Here is a 13159-nt window from a genome sequence, read left to right on the forward strand (position 1 = left end):
TCAGCGCTCCCCGTCCGGCTCGTGCCCGTCGCGGGCGAACGGCACGATCAACCTGGTCCGCTGGTCGTGCCGGTCGACCAACAGCGCCCGGTCAGCGCGGGGCGTGTAGGCCAGGTCATGCACCCCGAGGTGCAGGGCCAGTTCCGCACCGGGCACGTTGAGCGCGACGAGGCAGGCGACGTCGTCGCGGTTCTGGGTGCCGCCGAGGTCGTCGGAGAGCCGGCGCAGGCCACGCCACCAGGCCAGCAGGTGCACGCCCTGGGCGGGCCCCTGGCGCAGCACGGCCCGCAGGTCGTCCAGGCCGGAGCGGAACGTCACCGGGTCGGCCGCCCCGAGTACCGGCGCGGCGGCGTCCATCCCGAACACCACCAGGTATTCCCGGCCGGCCGGTTCGGCGGCCAGCGCGGCGATCCGGTCGCGCAGCCCGGCCGCGTCGAGGCGGTGCACCGGATGACCGGCGGCCCGGAGCGTGGCCTCGGTCTCGGCGGCGACCGGGTCGGCGGCGGTGACCAGGGAGGCCACCTGGAACCGGACGTCACCGGGGGTGTGTTGACGGGCCAGGCTCAGGGCGGCGGCGCGCAGCACGTCCGCGCCGGCCGGTGCGGTGCCGACGACGGCGAGGTGCCGGCCGGGGGTGGTGTCCATGAGGAACAGCGCGGTGGTGCCGTGCACGTCGACGGTCCGGCCGACCAGCGCCATGGGGCGTCGGCCACCGGGGCGCAGCCCGGCGAAGGTGGGATCGTCCTCGACACGGGCCGCCTCGTACCCCTTGAAGACCGCCGGTGCCCGCGAGCCCGGCGGGCGGGCCTGCCACAGCTCGTGGCGCAGCGCGGCGAGGTCCCCGGCGGCGGCGTGCGCGTCGGGGAAGCGCAGCACGGTGTCCGCGCCGACCGCGCCGGCGGCGGTGTTGATGACGGCGGCGCCGATGGGCAGGGCGGCGGCGGCATCGTTGAGCTGGTCGAGGACGCCGCCACCGCCGGGCAACGCCACCCGCAGGGCGAACTGCCCGAAGATCGCCTCGGCCCGACCGTAGAGCGCCTCGATCCCGGTCATGCTCTGGCTGGCCAGCACCAGGTGGATGCCGTACGAGCGGCCTTTGCGGGCCAACTCCTCCAGCAGGTCGACCGATTCGCGGGCCAGGGCGTCGTTGCCGGCCAGGAGCACGTGGAACTCGTCGATGACGGCCACGATGCGCGGCAACGGGCTGTCTCTTGGCAGGTCGGCGAGCTTGGTGACGCCGTGCCGCTTCAACGCGGTGGCCCGCCGCTGTGCCTCGCGGCGCAACTCCCGCAGCACCGCCAGGCCGTACTCGCGGTCGGACTCGATGCCGACCGCGCGGGCGTGCGGCAGCCAGGACGGGTCGCGGCCGGTGGGCACGAACTCGCTGAAGCTCACGCCCTCCTTGAAGTCGAGCAGGTAGAGCTGCAACTCGGCGGGCGAGTACCGCGCGGCGAGGCCGTACAGGACGTCGAGGAGGAAGACCGTCTTGCCCGCGCCGGTACGCCCGCCGACCAGCCAGTGCGGGGTGACGTCGTCGAAGGCGACCGTCAGCAGAGTGTCGAAGGCGACCGTCAGCGGCGTGCCGCCGGCCCGGCCGACCACGGTGCGCAGGCCGTTGGCCGCCGACTCGGCCCAGCGCCGCTCGGGCAGCAGCGCGGCGAAGGGCAGCGCGTCAGCGCGTCGGGCGGCGGCGCCGACGTGCTCGGCGAGCGCGCGGACCGACGCCGGCGGCGGGTCGCCGTCGAGCAGCACGGGGGCGGCGAGGCCGCTGCCGTCGGCGCTGAACGGGGCGCCGGGCGGGTCGCCGACGTGCGCGTACCCGTCGCTGAGCCGGATGGCGGTGGTGCTGCCCAGCGGCGGCGACGTCTCGCCGGGCAACCGGGACGGATGGCCGGCGAGGAGCACGCAGACGGCGGCGGCCGGGCCGGCGTGGGTGAGCGCGGCGAGTCGGGCCAGCTCCCGTGGCGCGGGGGCGGCGGTGGCGACCACCAGCAGCACCTGCCGGGTGGCGGGCTCGGCGTGTTGGGCGGCGCGGGCGTGCCGTTCGGCGGCGTCCAGCAGGGCGGTCACCTCGGCCTCGCTGGTGGCCGGCGGGTCGAGCACCCCGGCGTCGAGCAGCGGGCGCAGCGGGCCGAAGGTCGCGCCCAGCGCGGCGGTGTCGATGCCGGCGACCCGGACCCGGCCGGGCGGCGCGGTGGCCACGAGTCGCAGCACCAACGCCCGCAGCAGCGCGGCGACCCGCCCGTCCCGGGCGTCGGTGTCCAGTGCCAGGTGGTGGCCGCCGCCGAGTGGCACGAGCACCGCGAAGCCGCCGTCCTCGGTGGACGCCTCGCCGACGCGCACCGCGACCGGGTCGTCGGTCAGGGTGGCGACGCCGGGAGTCGGTGTGGCCAGCGCGCCGCCGAGGCGCGCGAGCCGGGCGACGAGGTCGGCCCCACCGGCGCGGGGCGTCGGAGGCGGCGCCGCGCCGAGCACGGCCCGGGCCGCGTCCAGATGGGTACGGGCCGCCCGGTGGGCGGTGACCGCCTGCCCGTACGCCGACGCGAGCCTGCCCACGCATCGCCTCCCACGCCACGGCCGTCCGGTTCGCGCAAACCCTAACGGACAGCGGTGACGCCGGGACAGTAACCGACCCCCGCTTTCGGATCGTGGCGACGACGCCTCCCCCCGCGCGCCAGGCCAGCGACGTTCACAGTTGTCGATTAGGTTGGCGGTGCGAAAACCCGATGGAGGGAGTGCACCTCGTGCGTCGAGTCCTCACGGCGGCCACCGCCGCCCTGACCCTCACCACCGCCGGCACCATGCTCACCGGCGCGCCCGCCGCCGCCGCCCCGACGGCCTGGGGCCGACCGGTCGTCACCGCCGCGCCGCAACCCGGAGCGGCGGGCCTGGGCGACACCTATTACCCCGACTACGGCAACGGTGGCTACGACGTCTCGCACTACGACGTCCGGCTGCGCTACGAGCCGGCCACCGACCGACTCACCGGCACCACCACGATCCTCGCCACCGCAACGCAGGACCTCTCGACGTTCAACCTGGACTTCCTGCTCGACGTCGAGTCGGTGCGGGTCAACGGATGGGAGGCCGGCACCAGCACCGCGGGCACGCACGAACTGGTCGTCACCCCGGCCCGCACCATCAGCCGGGGGCAGCAGCTCACCATCGTGGTGCGCTACGGCGGCATCCCGTCCGAGACCCTGGTCGGCGGCTACACCGGCTGGACGCGTACCGACGACGGGGCGCTCGCGGTCAACGAGCCCGAGTCGGCGTGGTGGTGGTTCCCGAGCAACGACCACCCGCTGGACAAGGCCACCTTCGACATCTCCGTGTCGGTGCCCACCGGCGTCGAGGTGATCAGCAACGGCGTGCAGCCGAGGCCGCCGGTGGCCGAGGCCGGCAACCGCACCCGCTGGATCTGGCGGACCACCTCCCCCACCGCGACCTACCTGGCGTTCATGGCCATCGGCCAGTACGACATCGTCACCGACACCACCCCGGGCGGCCAGCCGGTGATCAACGCGTACAGCACGTCGCTGGGCGCGCTCGGGCCGGCCGCGCGGGCCAGCATCGAGCGCACCGGTGAGATCGTCGACTGGGAGAGCGGGATCTTCGGCCCGTACCCGTTCGAGGCGCTGGGTGGCGTGGCCGGCCCGGTGGACGGCATCGGCTTCGCCCTGGAGACGCAGACCCGCCCGGTGTACGCCGCGGGCTTCTGGCGGCGCGGCGCCAACACGTACGTGGTGGCCCACGAGAACGCCCACCAGTGGTTCGGCGACTCGGTCTCGGTGGCCGAGTGGCGCAACATCTGGCTGAACGAGGGCTTCGCCTCGTACGCCGAGTGGCTCTGGTCGGAGGAGCAGGGCGAGGGCACCGCGCAGGAGGTCTTCGACTTCACCTACGCGAGCTACCCCGCCGACGACGAGTTTTGGCAGGTGCTGCCCGGTGACCCGGGCGCCGACCGGGTCTTCGACGACGCGGTGTACGACCGGGGCGCGATGACGCTGCACCAGCTCCGGCTGGCCGTCGGCGACGACGCGTTCTTCGCGATCCTGCCGGCGTGGACGGCCGAACACCGGTACGGCAACGGCACCATCGAAGAGTTCCAGGCCCTGGCCGAACGGATCTCCGGCCTGGACCTGGACGACCTCTTCACCACCTGGCTGTTCACCGCCGGCCGTCCCGACGTGGCCAGCGCCGCGCGCAAGGCCACCCCGCCGGCCGAGCCGAAGTCCTGGGCCAAGATCCGCGAGTCCCACCAGCTGCTGTCGCACTAGGGTCTGGGGCCGGGAGCGCCCGTCGTGTGGCGGGCGCTCCCGGCCTCTTGCGGTCGTGCGGGGTGTGCTGGGTGCCTGTCGAGCTGCCCCGTTTGTGGGGCAGACGGCGGCACCGATACCACGAGCGCGCATGGAACGACCGCAGCGCACAGCTCGACCCCACCCGCACGGGCACAGGCAAAGGCAAAGCCGCGGGCACGAGCGCGGGCACGAGCGCGGGCACGAGCGCGGGCACGAGCGCGGGCACAGCGCGACCGCCGTGCGGAGAGCAGCCGTCCCGGCCATTGCCCCACATTCGGGGCAGCTCGACAGGCACCGCACGGGCACAGGCGCGGGCACGAGCGCGGGCACAGCGCGACCGCCGTGCGGAGAGCAGCCGTCCCGGCCATTGCCCCACATTCGGGGCAGCTCGACAGGCACCGCACAGGTAGTGCTCACCCGCCCGGCGGCGTCCGTGCGCGACCGATCACACGGTCGCTGGCAGGCCTGTCGCTTCGACACGATTCGCCTCGACGGCGCGGATGTGCCGGTAGGCGAACCAGAGCGGCGGGAACGCCCCGACCGCGAAGGACAGGTCGACGAGCGTCCAGAACCACGGGATGTCCCGGATCGGGCCGCAGATCAGCGCCAACGGGACGATGCCCACGCAGGCGATCATGCCGACCTGGACCACCCACACGTTGCGCACCGGGTCACGCAGCGGCCCCCAGAACGCGACCGCCAGCACCAGGTGGGCGAAGGCCAGCCAGTCGGTGCCGTAGAGCAGGAACGGGTAGTCCCGGTCCGCCGTCACCAGACCGCTGTGGACCCGTTCGATCCAGTCGACGAGCGCCGGGAACTGGCCGGCGAGCGGGTCCAGCGCACGCAGCAGCCAGCGCACCTCGATCTCCAGTGGAAACGCGGTGGCCCCGCTCAGGAAGAGGCCGATCAGCACGATCCACAGCCACCGGCGGGTACGCCGCAACCGCTCCGCGTTGTCCATGATCGCAGCGTAACGATGATCTTCGTGTCGCCCGGTCCCGGAATCGGTGACCGCTGTCTCAGTGCCGCGCGGTCTCGCCCGCGAGGGCCAGCTCGCCCAGTCGGAGCGGACGCGTGGCGGTGCCACCGGTGGCGACGACGCACACCGCGCCGGCGGGCCGTACGACGCGGGCCGCCCGCCACGCCGCTCGACGTACCGGATGGCGCGGCCGTGGGACGACCAGCGTGAGGGGCGCGGCGCGGCCGTGTTGCCGGTCCAGGGCGACCGCCGCCGCCGTGGTGGCGATCGCGGCGACCGAGCCGGCCAGGACGAGCGTCTGCCGTGGCCCGGCATGCTCGGCCAGCCAGCCCAGCAGCGGGGCGCCGACCGCGGCCGAGATCGAGCCGGTGACCGCGAGCGCGGCGAGCACCCGGCCGCGCATCGCGCCATCGGTGTCGAGTTGGGCACGGGTGCCGACGGTGGTGTCGATGACGACCGCGGCGGCGGCGATCGGGAGGATCACCGCGGCGAAGCTCCAGACGCCCGGGACGAGACCCGCGACGATCTGCAGACCGCTGGCCAGCAGGCCGGCGCCGACCAGGGTCCCGTAGCTCAGCGACCGCCTGCGCGCGGCGGCGAGCGCGCCCACCACCGTCCCGACCGCGAACACCGTGGACAGCAGGCCGTAGCCGGAAGCGCCGGCGGCCAGCGGTCCGTCGCTCATCGCCGCCATCGTCACCTGGTAGTTGCGACCGAGGCTGCCCAGCACGAACGACAGGGCGAGCGCGAGCAGCAGGACCGGTTGTCCGCGCAGGTAGGAGAACCCGGCGCGGACACCGTGGCGGGTCGGGCCACCGGGAGCCTCCGCGCCGGCCACGACCCCCGGCCGTACGGCGAACAGCGCCACCACCACGGCGGCGAAGCTCGCCGCGTTGATGCCGAAGAGCAGCGCCGGGCCGACGACGGCGACGCCGACGGCCCCGAGGCTCATGCCGAGGATGCGTCCGGCGGAGTTGGTGAGCGACCCGAGCGCCAACGCGTTGCCCAGCGTCTCGCGGTCCACCAGGGTCGAGGACCAGCGGCCCATGACCGGCCCCTCGATCGCCGAGACAGCGCCGCTGGCCAGGGAGATCGCGAAGATCAGCGGGAGGCCGCCGACCCCGGTCAGGGCGACCGCCGCGAGGCCCGCGGCGAACGCGGCGTGGGCCACCTGGGCGGTGATCAACAGTGGACGGGCGGGGAGACGATCGGCCAGCACACCGCCCCAGACGCTCAACAGCAGCGTGGGGGCCGCCTGGAGCAGCACGGCGATGCCCATCGAGGTCGCCGAGCCGGTCTCCTTCAGCACGTACCAGTTGACTCCGAGCACCTGCATCCAGGTTCCGATGACGGAGACGAAACCGGCGAGCGCCCAGATCCGGTAGTTACGGTGGCGCAGCGCGGCGAAGGTGGCACCCGTGGCCACGACGAACCTCCAGCGATCGACGACAGAACAGCGAGCCGATCGCGGCGCGGTTCGGCAGTCGACAAGTCTTGCCGGCCTAAACCTTTTTGCCCAGATTTGTGAAGGTTCTCACCTCGGGGAATGTCCGGTCGGCACGGCGACTCGCCGTCGCGCCGACCGGACCCCCCTCAGCTCAACGGGCGGCCAGTGGCTGCGCGGCCGGCCCGACCGGGGCGGGCAGCGCGCCGACACCACCGAGGTAGCCGTGGATCGCGGCGGCAACCGCGCGCCCCTCCGCGATGGCCCACACGATCAGCGAAGCGCCCCGGTGCATGTCCCCGGCCACGAACACGCCGTCCGCGTCGGTCTGCCAGTCGTCCCGGGCGTCGACGGCGCCCCGGGCGTTGCGGGCCACCCCGAACTGCTCCAACAGCGGCTGCTGCTCGGTGCCCTCGAACCCGATCGCCAGCAGCACCAGGTCGGCGGGCAACTCCCGCTCGGACCCCGGCACCACGGTCAGCACCCGCCGGCCGTCCACCTTCTCGACCGTCACCTCGGCGATCCGTACCGCACGCACCTGACCGGTTCCGTCGTCCACGAACTCCTGCACCGCCACGGCGAAGACCCGCTCTCCGCCCTCCTCGTGCGCCGGGTAGTTGCGCAGCAGCCACGGCCAGGTCGGCCACGGATCCCGGGCCTCGTCGCGCTCGGTCGGCGGCTGCGGGTACAGGTCGAGCTGGTGCACACCGGCGGCGCCCTGCCGGTGCGCGACGCCGAGGCAGTCCGCCGCCGTGTCACCGCCACCGATGATCACCACGTGCTTGCCGGCCGCGTCGATCGGGGTGCCGTCCGGCAGCACCGCCTGCGCCAACCGACGCTCGGCGGCCTCCTCGGTGGTCGCGGTCGCGACCGCCCGGTTCGCCGCGACCAGGTGCGCCATCGCCTGGTGTACGCCCCGAAGCGCCCGCCCCGGCGTCTCCGGCGTGTCCCGGCCCTGCAACGCCCCACAGGCCAGCAGCACCGCGTCGTGCTCGGCGCGCAACTGCTCGGCGGTGACGTCGACGCCGACGTGCACGCCGGTGCGGAAACGCACCCCCTCGGCGGTGAGCTGGGCCAACCGGGCGTCGATATGCCGCTTCTCCAACTTGAAGTCGGGGATGCCGTACCGGAGCAGGCCACCGATCGCGTCGTCGCGCTCGTACACCGTCACGGCGTGACCGGCGCGGGCGAGCTGCTGGGCGGCGGCGAGCCCGGCGGGCCCGGAGCCGACCACGGCCACCGACCGGCCCGACGGCGTCGGGATCGGGCGCGGGGTGAACCCGCGGGCGGCCGCCGCGTCGGCGATCTCCACCTCGACCTGCTTGATCGTCACCGGTTGGCCGCCGGCGATGCCGAGTACGCACGCCGCCTCGCAGGGCGCCGGGCAGAGCCGCCCGGTGAACTCCGGAAAGTTGTTGGTGGCGTGCAGCGACTCGACGGCGGCGTCCCAGTTGCCGGTCCGCACCAGGTCGTTCCAGTCTGGGATGCGGTTGCCCAGCGGGCAGCCGTCGTGGCAGAACGGGATGCCGCAGTCCATGCACCGGGTGGCCTGCTCGCGGACCAGCTCCTCACCGGCCGGCGGGTAGACCTCCCGCCAGTCGCTGATCCGCACCGGCACCGGACGGCGGGCCGGCAGACGCCGGTCGTAACGCAGGAAACCGTTCGGGTCAGGCACGGGCCACCTCCGGGGTGGCCGCCCGCGGCGCGGGCGGCACGGACGCGGCCGGCGCGCTGAGTGCGCTCATCACCGCGTCGTCGACGTCGTGGCCGGCGGCTTCGGCGGCCTTCATGATCTCCAGCACCCGGCGGTAGTCGCGGGGCACCACGGCGGTGAACTCGGCCACCGCCTCCGGCCAGCGCTTGAGCAACTCCTCGGCGACCGCCGAACCGGTCTCGGCGACGTGCCGCTGGATCAGCTCGTGCAGCAGCGTCTGCTCCTGCTCGCTCAGCGGCGCCAGGTCGACCAGCTCCGCGTTGACCCGGGACCGGTCCAACCGGTGCACGAACGCGGTTCCGCCCGACATGCCGGCGGCGAAGTTGCGGCCGGTCGCGCCGAGCACCACCACGGTGCCGCCGGTCATGTACTCACAGCCGTGGTCGCCGACGCCCTCGACGACGGCGACCGCGCCGGAGTTGCGCACCGCGAACCGCTCCCCCACCCGGCCGCGCAGGAAGACCTCGCCCGCCGTCGCGCCGTACAGGATGGTGTTGCCGGCGATGATCTGGTCCTCCGCGCGCTGCCCCGGCTCGGCGTCGGGGTCGAGGAACGGCGCGGCGGCGTCCGGACGGACGACGATGCGTCCGCCGGAGAGGCCCTTGCCCACGTAGTCGTTGGCGTCGCCGTGCAGCCGCAGGGTGACGCCCCTCGGCAGGAAGGCGCCGAACGACTGGCCGGCGGTGCCGTGCAGCACGAACTCGATGGTGTCCTCGGGCAGGCCGTCGCCGCCGAAGCGGCGGGTCACCTCGCCGCCGAGCATCGCGCCGACGCTGCGGTGCTCGTTGCGCACCGCCACCTCGACCCGCACCGGCGCGCCCTCGGCGAACGCCGGGGCGGCCAGCGCGATCAGCTCGTTGTCCAGGGCATGCTCCAGGCCGTGGTCCTGGGCGCGGACCCCGCGTCGGACGGTGCCGGCGGGCAGCTCCGGCAGGTGCAGGACGGGAGCCAGGTCGAGACCGTGGGCCTTCCAGTGCGACAGCGCCGGGGCCACGTCGAGCAGCTCGCTCTGCCCGATCGCCTCCTCGATGGACCGCAGGCCCAGCTCGGCCAAATATCCCCGGACCTCCTCGGCGAGGAACAGGAAGAAGTTCTCGACAAACTCCGGGGTGCCCGTGTACCGCTCGCGCAGCACCGGGTTCTGGGTGGCGATGCCGACCGGACAGGTGTCCAGGTGGCAGACCCGCATCATCACGCAGCCCGAGACGATCAGCGGCGCGGTCGCGAAGCCGAACTCCTCGGCCCCGAGCAGCGCCGCGACCAGGACGTCCCGGCCGGTCTTGAGTTGGCCGTCGACCTGCACGGTGACCCGGTCACGCAGCTTGTTGAGCAGCAGCGTCTGCTGCGCCTCGGCCAGGCCAAGCTCCCACGGGGTGCCGGCGTGCTTGAGCGAGTTCATCGGGGACGCGCCCGTGCCACCGTCGTGACCGGAGATCAGGATGACGTCGGCCTTGAGCTTGGCCACGCCCGCGGCGACGGTGCCGACGCCCACCTCGCTGACCAGCTTGACGTGCACCCGGGCCGCCGGGTTGACGCACTTCAGGTCGTGCACGAGCTGCGCCAGGTCCTCGATCGAGTAGATGTCGTGGTGCGGCGGCGGCGAGATGAGGCCGACGCCGGGGGTGGCGTGCCGGGTACGGGCGATCCACGGCCAGACCTTGTTGCCGGGGAGCTGGCCGCCCTCGCCGGGCTTCGCGCCCTGGGCCATCTTGATCTGGAGGTCGTCGGCGTTGACGAGGTATTCGCTGGTCACGCCGAACCGGCCGCTGGCGATCTGCTTGACCGAGGAGCGGCGCAGCGGGTCGTGCAGCCGATCGACGTCCTCGCCGCCCTCACCGGTGTTGGACTTGCCGCCGAGGCGGTTCATCGCGATGGCGAGCGTCTCGTGCGCCTCGGCCGAGATCGAGCCGTACGACATGGCACCGGTGGCGAACCGCTTGACGATCTCGGTGGCCGGCTCGACCTCCTCGATCGGCACCGCCGGACGGACCCCGGTGCGCAGGGTGAACAGGCCCCGCAGCGAGCCGGCCTGCGCGGCGAGCCCGTCCACCTTGGACGTGTACTGGCGGAAGACGTCGTACTGCCGGCTGCGGGTGGCGTGTTGCAGCAGGAAGACCGTCTCCGGGTTGAACAGGTGCAGCTCACCCTCGCGACGCCACTGGTACTCGCCACCGACCTCCAGCCGGTCCGAGTCGGCGGTGCCCGCCGGCGGCCAGGCCAGCGCGTGCCGGGCGGCCACCTCGGCGTGCACACCGGCCAGCCCGACGCCGCCGATCCGGCTCGGGGTGCCCCGGAAGTACCTGTCGATGAGCCGGCTGTCCAGGCCGACCGCCTCGAAGACCTGCGCGCCGCAGTACGACGAGACCGTCGAGATGCCCATCTTGGACATGATCTTGAGGACGCCCTTGCCGAGCGCCTTGGCGTAGTTGCGCACCGCTGCGGCCGGCTCGACCCCGGCGAGCGCACCAGTGGTGATCATGTCCTCCACGGACTCGAACGCCAGGTACGGGTTGACCGCCGCCGCGCCGTACCCGATCAGGACCGCCGCGTGGTGCACCTCGCGGCAGTCGCCGGACTCCACGATCAGCGCCGCCTGCGTACGCGTCTGCTCGCGGACCAGGTGCTGGTGCACGGCGGCGGTGAGCAACAGCGACGGGATCGGCGCGAGATCGGCGTTGGAGTCCCGGTCGGAGAGCACCAGGATGCGCACGCCGTCCTCGATGGCCTCGGAGACGTGCCGGCAGATCTCGATCAGTCGCGCCTTGATCCCGGCCGCGCCGTCGCGCAGGCGGTACAGGCCGGACACCCGAACGGCCTTGAAGCCGGGCAGGTCACCGTCCTCGTCGATGGAGAGGATCTTCGCCAGCTCGTCGTTGTCGATGATCGGGTGCGGCAGCACGATCTGCCGGCAGCTCGCCGCGGTCGGGTCGAGCAGGTTGCCCTCCGGCCCGATCGTCGACGCCAGGCTGGTCACCAGCTCCTCGCGGATGGCGTCCAGCGGCGGGTTGGTGACCTGTGCGAAGAGCTGGTGGAAGTAGTCGTAGAGCAGTCGCGGCCGCGTCGACAGCGGCGCGATCGGGGTGTCCGTGCCCATCGAGCCCAGCGGCTCCGCGCCGGTCCGCGCCATGGGCGCGAGCAGGACCTTCAGCTCCTCCTGGGTGTAGCCGAAGGTCTGCTGACGGCGACGCACCGAGTCGTGGGTGTAGACGGTGTGCTCGCGGGCCGGCAGGTCGTCCAGCTCGATCAGCCCGGCGTGCAGCCACTCGGCGTACGGCTCGGCGGCGGCCAACTCGGACTTGATCTCGTCGTCGTGCACGATCCGGCCGGCCACGGTGTCGACCAGGAACATCCGGCCCGGCTGGAGCCGGCCCTTGGCCACCACGTGGGCGGGGTCGAGGTCGAGCACGCCCGCCTCGGAGCCCAGCACCACGAGACCGTCGTCGGTCTGCCACCAGCGCCCCGGGCGCAGCCCGTTGCGGTCCAGCACCGCGCCGACGATCTCGCCGTCGGTGAAGGCGACCGACGCCGGCCCGTCCCACGGCTCCATGAGGCTCGCGTGGAAGCGGTAGAACGCCCGCTTGTCCGGCTGCATGCCGGGGTCGTTCTCCCACGCCTCCGGGATCATCATGAGCACCGCGTGCGGCAGGCTCCGACCGGCCAGGTGCAGCAGCTCCAGCACCTCGTCGAAGTTCGCCGAGTCCGAGGCGGCGGGGGTGCAGACCGGGAAGACGCGCCGGATGTTGCCCGGCACGTTCGGCGAGCGCAGCAGCGCCTCGCGGGCCTGCATCCAGTTCCGGTTGCCGCGGATCGTGTTGATCTCGCCGTTGTGGGCGATGAACCGGTACGGGTGCGCCAGCGGCCACGAGGGGAACGTGTTCGTGGAGAAGCGGGAGTGCACCAGCGCGATCGCGCTGTCGACCCGCTCGTCGCGCAGGTCCGGGTAGAACGCCGGCAGCTGGTCGGGCGTGAGCATGCCCTTGTAAACCATCGTGCGGCTGGACAGCGACGGGAAGTACGCCGGCACGCCCCGCTCGGCGGTCTCCCGCTCGGCCTGCTTACGAAGGCAGAACGCCACCCGGTCCAGCTCGATGCCGCGCAGCGGGGAGCCGGCCGGTCCGGCGGGCGAGTCGGTGAGGCGGTGCGCGGCCACGAAGACCTGGCGGACCCGGGGCATGGCCGCCAGGGCGGTGTCGCCGAGCCCGTCCGGCGCGATCGGCACGTCCCGCCAGCCGAGCAGGTCCGCGCCCTCGACCAGCGCGTACTTCTCGACCACCCGACGGGCGCGCGCCTCGGCGGCGTCGTCGTCGGGCAGGAAGACCAGGCCGGTGGCGTACTCGCCGGCCGGCGGCAGCGGAATGCCGGCGACGGCGCGCAGGAACGCGTCCGGTACCTGGATCATGATGCCGGCGCCGTCGCCGGTGTTGGGCTCCGCGCCCCGGGCACCCCGGTGGTCCAGGCGGCAGAGCGCGCCGAGCCCGTTGGCGACGACGGAATGGGACCGTCGGCCGTACAGGTCCGCCACGAAGGCGACCCCACAGGCGTCGTGCTCCTGCGCCGGGTCGTAGAGGCCCTGGGCCTCGGGGCGGGGGCCGGGCGTCGGGGACGCCTGCGGGCTGTGCGGGTGCGGCTGTGTCGAATCCGCGTACGGCTGAGCCACCGGGCCTCCTGTCGTCACTCAGGTTGGATCATGGGTGGGGACGACGTCGGCCCGTGGGTCTATTGAG

The 13159-nt window shown here is 73.5% G+C and carries 6 protein-coding genes; 1 reads left to right on the top strand and 5 read right to left on the bottom strand.

The features are described from left to right. Entirely contained in the window at window positions 1-2556 is a 2556-nt protein-coding gene (locus tag ACQP03_RS24825; RefSeq protein ID WP_433458674.1) for an FtsK/SpoIIIE domain-containing protein, read from the bottom strand. 188 nt (window positions 2557-2744) lie between these two features. On the opposite strand from ACQP03_RS24825, the gene ACQP03_RS24830 reads away from it, so the two are divergent. Next, complete coding sequence (locus tag ACQP03_RS24830; RefSeq protein ID WP_396832881.1) at window positions 2745-4277, top strand: M1 family metallopeptidase; 1533 nt, start codon at window positions 2745-2747, stop codon at window positions 4275-4277. A gap of 466 nt (window positions 4278-4743) precedes the next feature. Here the strand turns inward: ACQP03_RS24830 and ACQP03_RS24835 are convergent, their stop codons facing one another. From ACQP03_RS24835 to gltB, 4 genes are all read right to left on the bottom strand, one after another. Continuing rightward, entirely contained in the window at window positions 4744-5259 is a 516-nt protein-coding gene (locus ACQP03_RS24835) for a hypothetical protein (protein ID WP_357127103.1), read from the bottom strand. A gap of 58 nt (window positions 5260-5317) precedes the next feature. Beyond that, a complete protein-coding gene (locus tag ACQP03_RS24840; RefSeq protein ID WP_357127100.1) occupies window positions 5318-6703 on the bottom strand; it encodes an MFS transporter in 1386 nt (461 codons plus the stop codon). A 172-nt stretch (window positions 6704-6875) separates the two neighbouring features. Beyond that, window positions 6876-8396 (bottom strand): glutamate synthase subunit beta, encoded by a 1521-nt coding sequence (locus tag ACQP03_RS24845; protein ID WP_357394851.1) that lies wholly within the window; start codon window positions 8394-8396, stop codon window positions 6876-6878. Further along, window positions 8389-13092, bottom strand: coding sequence for a glutamate synthase large subunit (gene gltB / locus ACQP03_RS24850; RefSeq protein ID WP_357127094.1), 4704 nt, complete (start codon window positions 13090-13092; stop codon window positions 8389-8391). The genes ACQP03_RS24845 and gltB overlap by 8 nt, the downstream gene beginning before the upstream one ends. Between the last annotated feature and the right edge of the window lie 67 nt (window positions 13093-13159).

Source organism: Micromonospora sp. CA-248212, from assembly GCF_050948405.1.
Taxonomy (GTDB): domain Bacteria; phylum Actinomycetota; class Actinomycetes; order Mycobacteriales; family Micromonosporaceae; genus Micromonospora.